General features: G+C 47.8%; 14 protein-coding genes. 7 read left to right on the forward strand and 7 right to left on the reverse strand.

Annotated elements, in window-relative coordinates; all coding sequences use genetic code 11:
* Positions 1-10: 10 nt before the first annotated feature.
* The 3 genes from cysN to cysC are packed head-to-tail and all read left to right on the forward strand — an operon-like array spanning position 11 to position 3,893.
* Positions 11-1,438, forward strand: coding sequence for a sulfate adenylyltransferase subunit CysN (gene cysN, locus OCV37_RS01805; protein ID WP_038179090.1), 1,428 nt, complete (start codon positions 11-13; stop codon positions 1,436-1,438).
* 44 nt (positions 1,439-1,482) lie between these two features.
* Positions 1,483-3,207, forward strand: a complete 1,725-nt coding sequence (locus tag OCV37_RS01810) for an SLC13 family permease (RefSeq protein ID WP_038179087.1) — start codon at positions 1,483-1,485, stop codon at positions 3,205-3,207.
* A gap of 56 nt (positions 3,208-3,263) precedes the next feature.
* Positions 3,264-3,893 (forward strand): adenylyl-sulfate kinase, encoded by a 630-nt coding sequence (cysC, locus tag OCV37_RS01815; protein WP_038179085.1) that lies wholly within the window; start codon positions 3,264-3,266, stop codon positions 3,891-3,893.
* A gap of 55 nt (positions 3,894-3,948) precedes the next feature.
* Here cysC and OCV37_RS01820 read toward each other — a convergent pair whose 3' ends face one another.
* The 7 genes from OCV37_RS01820 to msrA all read right to left on the reverse strand — a co-directional run bounded on the left by OCV37_RS01820 (position 3,949) and on the right by msrA (position 9,533).
* A complete protein-coding gene (locus OCV37_RS01820) occupies positions 3,949-4,842 on the reverse strand; it encodes a TIGR03899 family protein (protein ID WP_038179083.1) in 894 nt (297 codons plus the stop codon).
* A gap of 267 nt (positions 4,843-5,109) precedes the next feature.
* A complete protein-coding gene (locus tag OCV37_RS01825; RefSeq protein ID WP_038179081.1) occupies positions 5,110-5,610 on the reverse strand; it encodes a DUF3299 domain-containing protein in 501 nt (166 codons plus the stop codon).
* An 8-nt stretch (positions 5,611-5,618) separates the two neighbouring features.
* Positions 5,619-6,878, reverse strand: a complete 1,260-nt coding sequence (locus tag OCV37_RS01830; protein ID WP_038179078.1) for an ABC transporter permease — start codon at positions 6,876-6,878, stop codon at positions 5,619-5,621.
* Between the two features lie 2 nt (positions 6,879-6,880).
* A complete protein-coding gene (locus OCV37_RS01835) occupies positions 6,881-7,591 on the reverse strand; it encodes an ABC transporter ATP-binding protein (RefSeq protein ID WP_038179076.1) in 711 nt (236 codons plus the stop codon).
* Positions 7,592-7,652: 61 nt separating this feature from the next.
* Positions 7,653-8,294 (reverse strand): zinc uptake protein ZrgA, encoded by a 642-nt coding sequence (zrgA, locus tag OCV37_RS01840; RefSeq protein ID WP_038179074.1) that lies wholly within the window; start codon positions 8,292-8,294, stop codon positions 7,653-7,655.
* Positions 8,295-8,501: 207 nt separating this feature from the next.
* A complete protein-coding gene (locus tag OCV37_RS01845; protein WP_051680383.1) occupies positions 8,502-8,816 on the reverse strand; it encodes a DUF2607 family protein in 315 nt (104 codons plus the stop codon).
* An 87-nt stretch (positions 8,817-8,903) separates the two neighbouring features.
* Positions 8,904-9,533: a peptide-methionine (S)-S-oxide reductase MsrA gene (msrA, locus tag OCV37_RS01850; protein WP_038179072.1), complete on the reverse strand. Its 630-nt coding sequence runs from the start codon at positions 9,531-9,533 to the stop codon at positions 8,904-8,906.
* 451 nt (positions 9,534-9,984) lie between these two features.
* On the opposite strand from msrA, the gene tamA reads away from it, so the two are divergent.
* The 4 genes from tamA (at position 9,985) to OCV37_RS01870 (ending at position 16,557) form a co-directional block, all read left to right on the forward strand.
* Positions 9,985-11,703 carry an autotransporter assembly complex protein TamA gene (tamA, locus tag OCV37_RS01855; protein ID WP_038179211.1) on the forward strand — a complete coding sequence of 573 codons (1,719 nt, stop codon included), beginning with the start codon at positions 9,985-9,987 and terminating at the stop codon, positions 11,701-11,703.
* A complete protein-coding gene (tamB, locus tag OCV37_RS01860; protein ID WP_051680381.1) occupies positions 11,700-15,479 on the forward strand; it encodes an autotransporter assembly complex protein TamB in 3,780 nt (1,259 codons plus the stop codon). Before tamA ends, tamB begins: the two co-directional genes overlap by 4 nt.
* 158 nt (positions 15,480-15,637) lie before the next feature.
* On the forward strand, positions 15,638-15,988 hold the full coding sequence (locus OCV37_RS01865) for a gamma-glutamylcyclotransferase family protein (RefSeq protein WP_038179070.1): 351 nt from the start codon (positions 15,638-15,640) through the stop codon (positions 15,986-15,988).
* A gap of 236 nt (positions 15,989-16,224) precedes the next feature.
* A complete protein-coding gene (locus OCV37_RS01870; RefSeq protein ID WP_038179067.1) occupies positions 16,225-16,557 on the forward strand; it encodes a hypothetical protein in 333 nt (110 codons plus the stop codon).
* The last annotated feature ends 92 nt before the right edge of the window (positions 16,558-16,649 follow it).

The raw sequence follows: 16,649 nt of genomic DNA on the forward strand, positions 1-16,649 counted from the left end.
GGAAAGTTTTATGAATAGTGCAGTTCAGGCTCAGTTAGCTGAGTTAGGTATTGAAGGGTATTTGAATCAACACCAACACAAATCGTTACTTAGATTTCTGACATGTGGTTCAGTCGATGATGGTAAGAGTACCTTGATTGGGCGCTTACTTCATGACTCAAAACAGATTTATGAAGACCAATTGGCCGCGGTTCATTCGGATAGTCAACGCGTTGGGACTACCGGTGAGCGTCCAGATCTGGCATTGCTGGTCGATGGTTTACAGGCGGAGCGTGAACAAGGCATTACCATTGATGTCGCATACCGGTATTTTTCAACGCAGAAGCGTAAATTTATCATCGCAGATACTCCGGGACACGAACAGTACACGCGGAATATGGCTACCGGTGCTTCAACATGTGACTTAGCGATTATTCTGATTGATGCGCGTAAAGGCGTCTTGGATCAAACCCGCCGCCACTCATTTATTTCCAACTTGTTAGGCCTGAAACACTTTGTTGTTGCGGTGAACAAAATGGACTTAGTCGATTACTCCCAGCAGCGCTTCGATGAGATTCGTCAGGAATATCTCGAGTTCTCCCGACACCTTCAGGGAGAAACCAATATTCAGATTATCCCGATTTCCGCGCTGGAAGGGGACAATGTTGTTGATAAAAGTCAGCATATGTCTTGGTACCAAGGTCCTTCTCTGCTTGAGATGTTAGAGACTGTTGATGTTGATCAGGTCAAAGGTACCGGTGAGTTCCGGTTCCCGGTTCAGTACGTCAATCGTCCCAATCTCGATTTCCGTGGCTTTGCCGGAACGGTTGCATCGGGTCTGGTCCGGGTTGGTGATCACGTCAAAGTGCTGCCGTCCGGCAAGTCCTCGACGATCGCCCGCATCGTCACTTTCGATGGAGATCTTGAACTGGCTCATGCCGGTCAGGCTGTCACACTGACACTGAATGACGAAATTGATATCAGCCGCGGGGATTTAATTGTTCTGGAGCAGGCTCAGCTTGATGCCACCAACCACTTATTAGCGGATGTGGTTTGGATGACAGAGCAACCTTTGCAGCCGGGGCGAGACTACGATATCAAAATCGCCAGTCATAAAACGATTGGACAGGTTAAAGCGATTCGCCACCAGTATGATATTAATAATCTCTCGACTTATCAGGCTGAATCTCTGCCACTCAATGGGATTGGTTTGTGTGAATGGACATTCAATCAGGCCATTGCACTTGATAAATATCTCGACTGCGCCGATACCGGTGGTTTTATTGTGATTGACCGCCTGACCAATGTGACGGTTGGTGCTGGATTGGTTCGTGACAGTCTTCAAACGGTGGCTCAGGCACAGGGTGATTTCTCTGCATTTGAGTTAGAGCTGAATGCACTGGTTCGTAAGCACTTCCCGCATTGGGGTGCCAAAGATATCAGTCAATTGCTGAAGTAATCGGCTGATGCGGGTGGGGGACCACCCGCACTGAGGGATGAGTGATGTGGGAACAAGGGGTCATCATTGCCATTTTATGCAGTGTGGTCGTCTGCTTGCTGTTTACGCGGATAAAACCGAGTTTTATCTTCGCCGGTGCTGCGTTTATTACCTTTATGACGGGGATGATTGATGTCAACGATTTGACTGCAAATTTCACCAACTCATCCCTACTGACACTGATTTTATTGGTTTTAGCCTCAGCCGGGCTGGAAAAAACCCGGCTTATCAGTTGGATCAGCAGCACGATTTCCGAAGGGCGGCTCGGAACGGTGATTGCCAAGCTGGGATTCTCGACTGCTTTTCTCTCTTCATTCACCAATAATACCGCGGTTGTCGTGTCCCTGATTGGAGCGATTAAACGTAACCAGCAACATGCGCCGTCGAAGCTGCTCATTCCACTGTCTTATACGGCAATCTTTGGCGGGACGCTGACTTTAATTGGTACTTCTACCAATTTGATTATCAACAGTTTTGTCGAAGATGCGGGATTACCAAGTCTCAACTTTTTTGCCCCGACCATGATTGGTTTAGCTGTACTGTTTGGTGGGGTGCTGATTCTGATTCCATTAAGTTATCTGCTGCCGAATAACGATGAATTGGGACAAGATGAGCTACCGTATTTCCTCGAAGCCACGGTTGGTGAAGACTCACCACTGGCCGGACACAGTATTGCAGAAAATAATCTGCGTGCGCTTCGTAAACTATTCTTGGCCGAAGTGATTCGTAATGGCGAGAGTGTTCCTTCTGTCGGGCCGGATTTCGTCTTACAAGCACAGGATAGGCTGCTCTTTTGCGGGGATGTCGAAAGTGTGTCAACCCTTCAGGAAATCAAAGGGTTAACCTTATTTGGTCAGCACCATTTGAATGGACAAAATTTTGTTGAAGTCGTGGTGAGTTCTTCGGCCAGTTTTTGTAATAAAACCCTGAAATCCAGCCATTTTCGTGAACGATTTGATGCTGTTGTTGTTGCCATTCGCCGTGGACACGAACGTCTGGAAGGCGGGTTGGGAAATATTACTTTAACCGCCGGTGATACGTTGGTACTGGTTCCGGGAAAACAGTTTGAAGCCCAGCGTCATGCATTGCATCGGGAATTTCTCTTTATCAATGATCTAGATTCGAGTGCCCGGTTAGATAGTCATAAATCAAGCTTAGTACTACTCGGTTTTATGGCCGTGATCGGTGCTGCACTGTTTCATGTATTGCCGATTATTAAAGGATTGTCTATCTATCTGATTCTGTTGGTGGTGTTTGGTATCGTACAAATCGGCGAGCTGCGTCGTCGCTTTCCGCTTGATATCGTGGTGATTGTCGGTTCGGCACTATCGATTGCTCAGTTGATGATTTCATCGGGATTGTCGCAGCGTATGGGGGAATTTTTTATCCATACGATGAACGGTTGGGGTGTATTTGGCGGCCTCGTCGCAACCTATCTGATCACCTTGCTCCTGACAGAATTAATCACCAACAATGCCGCAGCCGCGTTAGCATTTCCGCTGGGGTATAGTCTGGCGGTTGGCTATGGGGTGGATCCAATGCCGTTTATTATGGCCGTGTTATTTGGAGCCAGTGCGAGCTTCATTTCTCCTTATGGCTATCAGACTAACTTATTGGTCTATAGTCTCGGTAACTACAAAATCAGTGATTATGTCAGGATCGGGATTCCAATTTCTTTGGTCTATTCTTCGCTGGTACTGACCTTAATACCGATATTTTTCCCGTTTTAATCGCTATTAATTTTTTAACCAAATATTGACCATTTTATTGATAAAGGAAGAGTGTTATGAGTATCGCGCCAAATGAAAAAGATCAACATATCGTCTGGCATCAGCACCCGATCGATAAAGCATTTCGTGCGACGCTGAAAAAGCAGAAACCTGCCGTGCTCTGGTTTACCGGATTATCCGGGGCTGGAAAATCAACAGTGGCCGGTGCGCTGGAACATCGCCTTGCCCAATTGGGTTATCACACCTATCTGCTGGATGGTGACAATGTGCGCCACGGGTTATGTCGTGACCTTGGTTTTTCTGCTCAGGATCGCCGGGAAAATATCCGTCGGATCGGGGAACTGGCCAAGTTGATGGCAGATGCCGGGTTGATTGTGTTGACCGCATTTATCTCGCCACATCGCACCGAACGCCAAATGGTACGAGAGTTACTGCCGGAGGGGGAGTTTTTGGAAGTGTTTGTCAACACCACGCTGGAGGTGTGTGAACAGCGCGATCCGAAAGGGTTGTACAAAAAAGCACGGGCGGGTGAGATTGTGAATTTTACCGGCATTGATGCCGAATATGAGGTGCCACTACAGCCTGAGATTGATCTGCCAGCCGGTGAAATGGGGATTGATGCTTTAGTCGAACAATGTCTGACCCAACTCAATCAACGCGGCATCATCGATACGGCATCACACTAATTCGGGCTGAACAATTTTCAACTGAGTCCATGCTGTGTTCTACGGCAGACATGACTTAGACGGTGTGGTGGATACTGCCGGTAGCATCGGTATGAATCATGAATTTCTGACCTAATAAAGCAACCATTTGATCGTAGTATTGTTGGTTGAGTTTATTACCTAACAGTTTACATAATTCATTACCGGTGGGGCTGAAGCGATAATAGAGTAAATGAATCCCTTTACTCATCGCCTGCAGGGACAGGTTCTTGCCCTGATAATGAAAGGGGAGGGCTGATTCTTGTTCAATTTCACCGGAGGCCAGCTCGGTTGCATGCAACAGCCCCAGTTCGATTAAAACCAGCAAGCTTGAATAAGGGAGCTGAAAACTTCCCAAACTCAGGGTGATTGTGGTATCGCGCTTGCCGAAGGTAAAAATCCCATTGTGTGCCCGGATCCCAACGAATAACTTACGGCTGCTGTCTTGCCCGAAGCTACAGGCAATCGCGGCAGATTTCTGTAAGATTTGAGCTTCTTTGGGGGTCATATCTTTGAGCACTTGCAAGGCTTTCATCGAAGTCGAGCCGGGATTAGTGACTTCACGTTTCAGCACTTGTGCCCACAGGCGTTGCATCGATGAGTTATGGATGTCCTGCGCCATATCGAAAAAGCGATAGAGCCAATCCTGATCCGGATCGCCTGCAGTCTCATTTTTACAGGATTTATAGGCGAGTCTGACGATACTCTCCAAGTTTTTTTGCCGCTGTTCTCTCCGCTTTCGTTCTCGTTGTATCGCTCTTTCAAACGGTGCAATTTCTGGTTTTTCTTCACTGATCAACGCATCGAGCCCATGATCTTTGGCAATGCTTTGGATTCGATGACCGCTATCTTTGATATAGCGGCTTCTTGAATGAGACTTGGTTGCCCCATCATCCTGATGTTCAATAACCGTAGGAGTGCGTTGTTCCATGAATAATTTTGATACCAACTGGCAACTGAGAGTAATAGTAACAATTTAACGCGGAATTCAAGAGACATCTAGCCGAATTGATCAAATTCCGCTACTCAAAATGCTAATGTTTTGTTAAAATTGTTACTACTTTTAATTTTGAGCATTGATGATTCCAGTGAAAAAGGCTCTGTCTATCACCGTCATATTTATTCTTTATTTTGCGCTACTCGGCTATCTCTCAAGTTATCTTGTCGTATAGACGTTGTTCTTTGTGAGCGGCGTGTATTACTGATCATCGTAAGGTTCAATACGACTCCCCTCGATTTTATATCCAGCATCAGCAACGTCACTGCTGACCGGCTCTGCCCTGAGTTTGCCGACAACATAGATGATATCCCACAGCTCCTGAACAGGGGCACCTTTCGGGAATTTGACATAAATAATCTGATTCGGCGGTGGGGGTGGCACATGAATACATGCGCCAAAATAAGGAACCAGCAGAAACTCGGTAATAGTTTGATCATCGCCTTCGAGAGGGATGACAAACCCCGGAATTTTGACAAATTTTCCGTCGAGATCTGGCCGGACATCACCGACATGACTCTGTTTGGCGGGAGTGTTACCATTATGATTGACGGCAGGCATCCCCTGTTGATCGAACTGATGACGTTCTTTCTTCGGGATCAAATCCATCCAGTCAAGCGTCTGAGGCTTGGGAACACTCCAGGCTGAGGCAGAGCTAAGTGCCATGCACAGGAACATGAGCGATAAAAACGTGTTCTTCATTATTTTTCCTATATTCTTATGGTCATGCCATCGCTGAGTGATTGTCGGTAGGCGCGTAGTGCCGGCACTACACCAATCAGAATCCCTGCGAGTTGCACGTAACCCAGTAATTGCCATTCATGGTAGCTCAAACGATCCAGTGTGATGATAATACCGTACTGGGCGTGAATCACCGGTGCGATCAGCGACATTAAACCATATAATCCTGCCACACCGACAACAATACCGGTAAAGGTTAACGCACTGGCTTCACTGATCAAGAGGGCAAAGACATGTTTCGGCTGAGCGCCCATCGCTCGGAGAATCGCCATCTCACGTCGTCTTTCTTGCAGGCTGGTTAACAGGCTGCTGAGCATCCCCATCAGGCCGGCAATCACCACAAAAACCGATACCGCCATCAACGCCTTTTCGGCCACAGACATCATGCCCCATAATTCTTGTAATGCGACCCCGGGAAGAATAGCACTCAACGGTTCTTTACGATATTCGTTGATCTCTCTCTGCAAGGCGAATGTTTGGATCCGGGATTTTAAGCCCAGATACATTGCGGTAATTTGAGAGGGTTGAAAATGTCTTTTTTCCAGAACGGCTGCATCCGGCGTTTCGCCAATATGAGCACCGGATTCCCAGCCGACATGAATCGCTTCAATCGCGGCCAGTGAAACATGAACGGTTTGATCCACCGGCGTGCCTGTCGGGGCAAGAATTCCGGTCACGGTAAAGGGGAGATGATCATGGCGGCTGAATCCGACATCACTGATGCCATGAGCAATGATAATTTTGCTGCCAATATGATAGTTAAGTTTTTTGGCGACATCGGCTCCGATGACGGTGTCGAATAGTCCATGGAATGGCTGACCAGCCTGAAAACTCAGGTGCTGCTTATGTCCGTATTGGTAGAATTTAAAATAATCAAGGTTGGTTCCCATGACCCGGAAGCCTTTATGAGAATCTCCCAGCGAGATGGGGATCGCCCACTTGACTGCACGATGATGGCTGAATTCCTGAAAACTTTTCCAGTCGATATTATTGGTGGCATTGCCGATTCGAAAGACAGAATAAAGGAGCAGGTTCACTTGGCCGGAGCGTCCGCCGACAATCAGATCGGTACCGGAAATCGTATTGGCAAAGCTGCTTTTCGCTTGTGTTCGGATCCGTTCTACACCCATGAGGAGAATGACCGAAATCGCCACGGTTAAAATCGTTAAGAGTGCCGTTGTTTTACGATTGAGAACACTCTTCCAGGCCAGATTCATAATGATTTTCATGTCTAGTTTCCTACCCGATTCAGTTGCGGCAGACTGATACTGCGGTTAAACATGGATTCCAGTGTCGGATCGTGACTGACAAACACCAGTGTTGCATTGACCTGATCGGCTTCTTCCATCAGGAGCTGAATGAAGGCACTGCGGTTGTCGTAATCCAGTGCTGAAGTAGGTTCGTCTGCGATAATCAGCTGGGGTGAACCGATCAATGCCCGTGCGGCTGCAACGCGTTGTTGTTGTCCAATGCTGAGTTCTACGACTGGCTGATTGAGTAAATGTTCCGGAAGTTTTAAACCGGTCAACAATTGATGAGCTTTGTCGTGCAAGGTGCCGGTAATATGATCCCGGCGCCGTGCTGAAAAATGACAGGGAAGCACAACGTTGTCGATAACAGACAGATATGGCAGTAAGTTAAATTGTTGAAATATATAACCAATATGATCCGCACGGAAGCGGTCCCGTTGTCTGGATGGTAAAGCGGATAACTCATGGCCTAAGACAGAGAGTGAACCTGACTGGCACGTATTGATCCCTGTCAGAAGCGCGAGCAGGGTGGATTTCCCGCAGCCGCTTGGGCCTTTGATGAATAGATGCTCACCGGCACTGACGGTCAGGTGCTCAATATCAATCGTCGGGGGAGCATCGACAGTCCAGCAAAATTGCACATTGCGGAGCTCGATGACGTATTCTGATCCAGATGGTTGTGAATCCTTCATGACTCGAAATCCTCTGAGAGAGCAGGACATAGAATGTCCTGCTGATAGATGAAGTTTGATGTTACAAAGATACTTTCGTCTGATCCGGATTCAGCTTTATGGCTGTCTGTTGACGATCTGTAAAGACATTTGTATGTATTTCATGTGAGCGTGGGAAATGACTGAACCACTGTGTGGTGAGGTGATCTAACTTGCCACTGTTTTGACAGGTATAAGTATACTGAATTGAAAAGGCAGTATGCGTGCCATGCTCATGCTCATCGCCATCATGATGATGTTCTTCATCATGATCCGCATCTTCATCGTGGTCATGGTGGTGCTCACTTTCATGGGCAGCATCATGATCGTGATGTTCGTGCTCATCTTCATGCTCATGGTGGTGAGCCGTCTGACGCACATTGCTATGTTCAAGTGTACAGCCAGCCGCTGCATTGATGGTAATCAGATCATCCGCTCGTTTCAGCAGCGCCACGGCTTGATCGAGTGCTTGATGCTCCTGATCGGTTTGTGGCGGATGCTCAAAACCAACCACATCCATACCCGGAGCCGTGATTTCGACCAATAATGCATCAGCATCCTGAGCTATATTCATTTCGACAACACCGTGAACATGCGCTTCGTGCTGACGAAAACCTTCTTCGGCTTGTGCTGATACTACTGTCATGAGCCCTGCAACCAATGCAAGGTTATGTATTTTAAACATGAAAAAAACTCCGTCGTTAAGAATGATTTAAATCGAATTTATGATGAAAACCTCAGTCTGGCGGGGTTCGATTGAATGCAGAGCGCTCTTGACTATTGTTGTGACCGATTGGATAGCCCTACTACCGCTTATCATGAGAGCGACACCGATCGAAACATCATGAGTCACCTGCAAATCGCCATTCAGTGAGATGTCCTAAATTGAGGTTTACTGAACGACTGACGGAGGTGAGCGCGCAAAATAAGCTAAAAATGGCAGACTTATTCTAATGATTTCTGATGTTGGTTCGCTATATCCGTGAGACGCGATAACTGGCAGAATCGGTACAGAAGATTGAATTGCGTGGTGAATCCCGGCGAATAACTGACAGTCATGATGCTGATGATGCACGGCTAATGTGTCAGCTTGATGAATAATATAAGCTGCGCTCAGCCAGAGCATCAAAAAGATGGTAGCAAGCGCCACCATCTTTCCGGGGAGACGAATCATTGATGGACGAATCGTTTTACTGGCAGCCAACATCGGACATCCGCAGTGCAAGAGAAAAATGTTATAATATAACAATCAACCGCGGGTGCAAGTGTTATTCGTATCATGGCCGGCCATCGTTCAGAGTGGCGTGAAGCAAACACCTGTTCCTGCGAGTCCACAATAACCATTCGGATTTTTGGCCAGATATTGCTGGTGGTAACTTTCGGCAAAGTAATAAGGTCCGGCGGACTGAATCTCCGTGGTGATTTGTCCTCGGCCTTCACTATTGAGTAATTTTTGGTACGTTTGCCGCGAATGTTCAGCGATCAAACGCTGTTTATCGTGATAAACATAGATAACCGAACGGTATTGTGTCCCGAGATCATTGCCCTGACGCATCCCCTGCGTGGGATCGTGATTTTCCCAGAAATGCCCGAGTAGGGTTTCCAGTGAGATTTGTTGCGGCTGATAAATGATTCTGACCACTTCGGCGTGGCCGGTTTGACCGGTACAGACCTCGTCATAAGTCGGGTTCGGTGTATATCCGCCGGAGTAACCGACTGAGGTAGAAATAACGCCGGGAAGTTGCCAGAACAGTCTTTCCGCACCCCAGAAACAGCCCATCCCGATTAAGATTTTCTGCTGGCCTTTTTCTGGCTCAGCCGTGAGACGGGTGTGATTGACAAAATGATGGTCTTCTATTTCAAGTGGTGTGAAACGACCTTTCAAAGCAGTTTCTTCTGTAACCATCTGTTGTTTGTCTGACATGAGTTTACCTTTCTTTTCTTCAGGTGAAATATGAATGCTGAACCTTGAGGCCACCGAGTCTATAAATGTAGTGCATTTTTGATCAGGCGCGAACCCGGTTGTTGTTTTCCTGCGGTTAAAACGAGCAGAACATGATGATGTTGTACTCAGTTGAGTGAAAACTGTTAACTGGCTTCCAAATGATAGGAGGCCGGCCCCATTTTCTTGGGGTAAATTTTATCGGATATGAACGTATTTGGGGGTGATAGATTCCGCATATCTTATGAATAGCGGTGCCGTCCCCCCAGGGGGCAGAGCTTTAAATTGCAACAAACCATGTCTGAAATGACCGATGAATGAAATAACAAGTGTGTGAAACAATAAAATTTACGCTGTGCGTACAGACGAAAAGCGCCTCTACGGTTAAGATATTGTTTTCACGCTTTATCCTGCGATGCTATATAACGGTGGTATGAGACAATATTTTACGCTTTTTGGATTACTGTTTGGGCTGTGTTGTTCTGCCGTGTCTGCAGAACGTCAGATCTCCCTTTCCATTGATGGATTGGATGGCGATCTGTCTGACAACGTCGATGCTTATCTGTCATCCATTTCACCCCAAGATTATGCCCCGAGTTTACGTTTTCAGGCTCGTGTCAAAGACAATATATCGCAGGCTTTACAAGCGCTGGGTTACTATCATCCCGTCATTCGTTTTTCATACAATCAAGCCGATGCGGCAATCACGGTTCATGTGGATCCCGGCCCGCCGACACGCATTGATAGCGTTGATATTCAGCTTTTGGGAGATGCCCGGCAAGATGAATATTTTCAGCGTGTAGTGCAGGCAAGCCGACTGAAAAAAGGTGAAATCCTCAATCATGCTGATTATGAGCAGTTGAAGTCTCGGTTACAAAGTCTGGCGTTGGAGCGCGGTTACTTTAATGCAAAGTTTGCCAGCAATCGTCTGGAAATTCTGAAAGATGACAATCTGGCGCGGGTGGTGCTGCATTTTGACAGTGGGATCCGCTATCGTTTCGGTAAAACCATTATGGTCGGAAGCCAGATTGAATCAGAGCGGGTGGCGTCATTACAGCCCTACCGCCCCGGAGACCCTTATGAGGTTTCTAAAGTCGGGGAGTTTAATCAGCGTCTCGCAAGCACCGATTGGTTTTCTTCGGTTTTGGTTGAACCGGATTTGAGTCAGCTGGATTCACAACAAGACTTATCGATGCATGTCACCTTGACACCAGCCAGCCAGAATCAGATTGAAACGGGGGCCGGTTATTCGACAGACGTCGGACCAACGGTATTACTGAAGTGGAATAAGCCGTGGATCAATAACAAGGGGCATAGCTTCAGCAGTAGTTTCTCTCTGTCCAATCCGGAACAGCGTGTGACCGCGAGTTATAAAATACCGCTGGAAGATGTATTGAATCAGTATTACGAACTGCAATACGGGCTGAAACGGGTCGACAAGCTGGATACAAAAAGTATTGAATCGAACCTCTCGGTTGAACGGCATTGGCGGTTATCGAATGGCTGGCAGCGGACGTTATTTACCCGTTATCTGATAGAGAATTATGAGTTGGGGACGCTCGATGACGTCGGCCAATTTGTTTTACCGGGGATTACACTTTCCCGGACTCGGGTTAGAGGTAAGCGCTTGCTCACTTGGGGAGATAAAGAAACACTAACACTAGAATACGGTAATAAGAATTTGCACTCAGAAACCGATATTTTAAGAATTCAAGCAGGGACGTCGTGGATTCGGACCTATGAAGAACATCATCGCGGATTATTCCGTTTGGCGGGCGGCGCCAATTTTGTGGATGATTTTAATCAGGTTTCTCCGTCACTGCGGTTTTTTGCCGGGGGGGATAACAGTATTCGCGGTTATTCGTATGAGTCGATCTCGCCGCGAGATGCCAAAGGTGCGCTGAGCGGGGCTAAGTATCTGGCGACGGCATCACTGGAGTATCAATACAATCTCTATGGTAACTGGTGGGCGGCACTGTTTTACGATTATGGTGATGCGTTTAATACCTCGCCAAATTGGAAACGTGGTACGGGCGTTGGTGTGCGTTGGGTCTCGCCGATTGGTCCGGTGCGTCTTGATTTTGCCTGGGGGCTGGATGCGACACCGGGTGATGAATTCCATATTCACTTCACATTAGGGCCGGATTTATGATTCGGTTGGCGCTGCGTACCAGTCAATGGCTGATGATTGCGACCGGATTGCTTCTTGCGGCATTGATTGCGTTGACTGGGTTTTTGCTTTATACGCCAGCCGGGTTACATCTGGCGGTTTTAGGTGCTGAGCAGTTTGTCCCCGGCTTACAGATCCGGCGTGCGGAAGGGATTTTAGCCGGAAAGCTCGATTTGTATGATGTGGCATACCAAGATTCACAGACGCCAGTGAAGCTCCGGCTGGAACATGTCGGATTATCGGTCCGCAGTCGTTGTCTGTTTCAGCCTGCATTGTGCCTTGACTCACTGAAAGTCAGCCATGTGCAGGTTTCAGTCGCAGAAAGTAACGCACCTTCCGATACGGATAAGGATAACTCAGCAGCAGAGACGGTTTTCAATTTACCAATACCGTTGTCGATCACTCACTTCTCACTGGAAGATGTGACGCTGGTCTTGCCGCAGACGCAATTACAGTGGCAAACGTTAAATGGCGGACTGTCATGGTATCGCAGTCGTCTGACACTGGATAAAGTCGCACTCAAGCAGACTCGTCTCGAACTGGCATCGTCAGCTGAAGCCCAACCGGCCGCAGCGTCGTCGTTGGACAACTTCTCCTATCCTGCGGTGACATTACCCGACATATGGATTCCGATGGACATCCGTCTCAATCAATTCCAGTTGACGGATATGTATATCCGTGGGGAAAGCGAGCGTCAGATTCAAACGCTCCGATTATCCGCACAGGCGTACCGACATAAGATCCGCATCGAACATTTGGATGTTGCCACGCCAGAAATTGAAGCCGATGGCCATGGCAATATATCGTTATCCGGAGATTATCCACTGGATATTCACATGAATTCAGTACTACATCTGCCTGAGATAGCGGGACAACGCGTGACCGCCGAAGCGAGTGGCAGTCTGGGCAAAATGCAGCTTGCTGCCACATTGGGAGAACGGATTCAGGGAAGTCTTTCGGCACAACTTGAGCCGCTGACTGCTGGTTTCCCTTTCGATATCACGGTGAATAATCTGGGTGGACAGTGGCCACTCTCCGGTACTGCGCAGTATCAACTGGATCTGGGGCAGGTCAGTCTGGCAGGTCAGCTTGATCAGTATCGGCTTGCTTTACAAGGGTTGATTCACGGCCAAGAGATACCCGCTACTCAGGTTGATATTACTGGTCAGGGAACCCTCACTCAGCTCCAACTTTCAGCATTACAAGTCAAGACACTGAATGGTGTGATTACCGGAAAGAGTCAGCTTGACTGGCATAAAGCGTTCACGCTCAGTTCGCAGTTATCCTTCCAAAAAATTGAGCCTCAGGCGCAGTGGCCGGATATTTCGGGGCAATTGGATGGGCAGATTGATCTTAAGGCAGCGCTATCCGGCAAAACATGGCAACTTGATGTGGCTCAGCTTGAACTGAACGGGCAACTGCAACAATATCCACTGCATGTGTCCGGGCCTTTGACCCTCGCCGGTGAAACCGATAGTAATCAGATCCAAGCCTCGACGCCGGCTCTGGTACTTTCCCATGGTAAAAATCAACTTCGGCTCAAGGGCACGTTAGATCAACGCTGGGATATGAATGTACATCTCTCTGTCCCGGATTTATCGAAAAGTCTCCCGGACGGGAAAGGCAATATTCAAGGCGATATTCGTTTGCGGGGCAGTTTCCGCCATCCTGAAGCACAGGTCGCTCTGACCGGCACGCAAGTGGAGTGGCAGGATCAAATCCAAGCCAGTCAGGTCTCTTTGCAAGGCAACATCAGTGATTTGATGCAAGGGCGTGGTGATGTCGTGCTGAATTTACAGCAAGGACGTTATCAGCAATATAGGCTGAAAACTGTCAGGTTAAGCGGGCGCGGAGACTTATCCCAACACCGATTCAATCTCGATGCGGATACATCGGAAGGACGGGTTAAGCTTGCAGTATCCGGGGCGACTGATCGTGCGTTTCATCGCTGGCAAGGGACATTGCATCAAGCCTCTTTATCGCGGGAAAAACATCAGTTGACACTTCAGTCTCCCGTACGCATCGATTGGCTTTCGGCAACCCGACAATTCAGTGTGCAGGCCCATTGTTGGCAGGATCAATCTTCTTCATTGTGTCTTGATCAAGACATTACGATCAGCCCGGCATCCGGGCAGTTAGCTTTGTCTTTGCATCAACTTGACTTAGCGCGTCTGGCCGACTTTTCGCCGGAACTGTTGCCGGAAAATACCACCCTGAAAGGACGCGTCAATGCGAAAGCATTTCTGATGTGGCAACAGGGAAAAGACCAACAACTGCCCCCGAAAGCTCAATTAACGGTGCGTGTTGAACAAGGTCAGCTACAACAGCAAATCGCGATGAAATCGCTGGTGGTCGCATGGCACAAGATGAATTTTCAAATGGATCTCAAAGACAACCATCTGGCGGCCACCGGTCAGATCGATCTGGCGGAACATGGTGCACTTGACTTAGCGGTGAAAATTCCGGATATCCGGCAACAGCAGCGTGAGGTGATGGCAAACATCGGTATTCAGCGGTTGGATCTGAGCTTGATACAACCTCTGTTAGGCGTTTACAGTGAGTTCGGCGCCATCACTGACGGAAACCTCAAAGTCCATGGCGATTTGTTACATCCTCAGGTCACAGGAAAACTGACCGTCAGTCAAATTCAGTTACAGGGGCAAGTGACACCGGTCGATATTCGTCAGGGGAATATTGATATCCAATTTAAGGGCTATCAGGCCGAACTGACGGCATTGGTCAAAACCCCGGAAGGGGAGTTGCATCTTCAGGGCGATGCGGATTGGACGCGACTCGATGACTGGGCGGTTCATTCCCGGTTATATGCCGATGGTGTCGATATCGATTTTCCGCCTTACGTCAAGCTCAAGGCTATCCCGGATATGACCCTGACATTGACACCGAAAGTCGCGCGAGTGGAAGGTTCGGTTGAATTACCCGAAGGGAAGATTACGGTTGATAAACTCCCGGATAGCGCAGTGAAGGTGTCATCGGATCAAGTCATTATTCAAGACGCTCAACCGATCAAACAGACGCAATCACTACCGTTTACTCTGGAAAGTAAAGTGACGGTGAAGATAGGATCTGGCGTTCAGCTGTCAGCCTTCGGTCTGGATGGCAAGTTGCAAGGTGAGGTGACGATCTCCCAGCGAGACAACACGCCATTTATGACCGGAGAAGTGAATATTCTGAACGGGACCTATCGCTCGCTGGGACAAGATTTGGTCATTCAACAAGGTAAAGTGATTCTGAATGGGCCGATCAGCCAGCCCTATGTGTCGATTACCGCAATTCGGAACCCGAATAATATTGCTGATAATGTCACTGCCGGGATCAAAGTGAACGGACCGGCAGATAATCCGTCCGTGTCAGTTTTTTCAGAGCCGGCCATGGCGCAGGCAAATGCGCTCTCTTACTTAATCCGCGGACAAAATCTCGATGCAGAGTCAAACAATGGTGCATTGACCACAAGCCTGATTGGTTTGAGCCTTGCCCAGAGCGGAAAATTGGTTGGCGAGATCGGTCAGGCATTTGGCGTTCAGGATCTCCAGTTAGATACCTCCGGCTCGGGAGACAAGTCTCAGGTGACGGTCAGTGGTTATATTTTACCGGGATTGCAAGTGAAATACGGGGTTGGTATTTTTAACTCTGTCGGTGAGTTTACGGTGCGTTATCGGCTGATGAGTGATCTGTATATTGAAGCGATCTCCGGGCTGACGAGTACCATGAATGTTCTGTATCAGTTTGAGTTTGACTAAGGGACGAGTGACGGCTTGGCGTCGCGGATTCGTCATTCATGATGAAAGACGACCCTATTGCATGATTTCTACGGCGGCAACGTCTATGGTTAGAGAGATCATGATGAAAGGCTGGGGTCTGACTCTGATCGACGTGTGAGAATAAACAAGGAGTGTTTATGCAGCAGCATTTAGTGTTTGTCTACGGGACGTTGCGTGACGGAGAAGATAATCACTGGTATCTGGGAGAAAGCCCGATGCTGGGATACTACGAAACGCCACCGGAATTCACCCTGTATGATCTCGGGCCTTACCCGGGATTGATTGAGGGCCATCAGTCGGTCATGGGAGAAATCTATGTCGTGGATGAACAGACGTTATCCCGTCTTGATGAGCTGGAAGATGTGCCGGTTGAATACCGCCGGGAGCAAATCGAAACGCCTTTCGGCATGGCTTGGATCTATTTCTATCAGGATGTATCCAAGTTAACGCAGGCGATCGCATCCGGAGACTGGTGCCAGCGGATTTGAGGTTGTCATTTCAGAGATGTACCTATAGATGCGTACCCATGATGACTCTCGTGGTGTTATGTGGTGCGCCCTGCCCAAATTAATTTCAATTAAATAGGCTTGCCACAGGATAGAGAAATCCCTTATTTTATCGAGTGTTATAAGTGACTACCTAGATAAGAATTTGCACACGATTCTCTGCAATGTCTTGCTATGTATATTGAGTCAAAATTGGAACTTTCAGAATGAGAAAAACTATGAAATACATTTGTTTTCTACTACTAATGGCTGTTTTTAATGGTCAGTCTTTGGCTTCGGATAATCTAACCGGTCATGTGGTTTATACGGGGTTATATGGTGATGGCAGGTTCTTTATCGCTACAGATACGCAAATCAATGAACCGGGCTGCACAAAGACTAGGATAGATGTTGCTCCAAATCACCCGCAAATTGACAGATGGTTAAGTATTGCCTTGGCTGCGAATGCGACGGGGAAACTTGTTCAATTCAAAACCAATGGTTGCTATAAAGATCATCCGACGCTGGATACTACAGATAGCTCTTGGTTCCATAGTAAGTTCTCTGATTAGAGACATATACAATAACAAACGTTGAGGGTTTCTGATCGGATTGGATTCCTCCCTTTTTTGACACGTTCAACAACGCCTAATTTAAAGGCTAA

This window comes from Vibrio rhizosphaerae, from assembly GCF_024347095.1.
GTDB classification, from domain to species: domain Bacteria; phylum Pseudomonadota; class Gammaproteobacteria; order Enterobacterales; family Vibrionaceae; genus Vibrio; species Vibrio rhizosphaerae.

Excerpts from the sequence above, each read along its gene's own strand:
- cysN (WP_038179090.1), top strand. The coding sequence starts at position 11 with ATGAATAGTGCAGTTCAGGCTCAGTTAGCTGAGTTAGGTATTGAAGGG.
- OCV37_RS01810 (WP_038179087.1), top strand. The coding sequence starts at position 1,483 with ATGTGGGAACAAGGGGTCATCATTGCCATTTTATGCAGTGTGGTCGTC.
- cysC (WP_038179085.1), top strand. The coding sequence starts at position 3,264 with ATGAGTATCGCGCCAAATGAAAAAGATCAACATATCGTCTGGCATCAG.
- OCV37_RS01820 (WP_038179083.1), bottom strand. The coding sequence starts at position 4,842 with ATGGAACAACGCACTCCTACGGTTATTGAACATCAGGATGATGGGGCA.
- OCV37_RS01825 (WP_038179081.1), bottom strand. The coding sequence starts at position 5,610 with ATGAAGAACACGTTTTTATCGCTCATGTTCCTGTGCATGGCACTTAGC.
- OCV37_RS01830 (WP_038179078.1), bottom strand. The coding sequence starts at position 6,878 with ATGAAAATCATTATGAATCTGGCCTGGAAGAGTGTTCTCAATCGTAAA.
- OCV37_RS01835 (WP_038179076.1), bottom strand. The coding sequence starts at position 7,591 with ATGAAGGATTCACAACCATCTGGATCAGAATACGTCATCGAGCTCCGC.
- zrgA (WP_038179074.1), bottom strand. The coding sequence starts at position 8,294 with ATGTTTAAAATACATAACCTTGCATTGGTTGCAGGGCTCATGACAGTA.
- OCV37_RS01845 (WP_051680383.1), bottom strand. The coding sequence starts at position 8,816 with ATGTTGGCTGCCAGTAAAACGATTCGTCCATCAATGATTCGTCTCCCC.
- msrA (WP_038179072.1), bottom strand. The coding sequence starts at position 9,533 with ATGTCAGACAAACAACAGATGGTTACAGAAGAAACTGCTTTGAAAGGT.
- tamA (WP_038179211.1), top strand. The coding sequence starts at position 9,985 with ATGAGACAATATTTTACGCTTTTTGGATTACTGTTTGGGCTGTGTTGT.
- tamB (WP_051680381.1), top strand. The coding sequence starts at position 11,700 with ATGATTCGGTTGGCGCTGCGTACCAGTCAATGGCTGATGATTGCGACC.
- OCV37_RS01865 (WP_038179070.1), top strand. The coding sequence starts at position 15,638 with ATGCAGCAGCATTTAGTGTTTGTCTACGGGACGTTGCGTGACGGAGAA.
- OCV37_RS01870 (WP_038179067.1), top strand. The coding sequence starts at position 16,225 with ATGAAATACATTTGTTTTCTACTACTAATGGCTGTTTTTAATGGTCAG.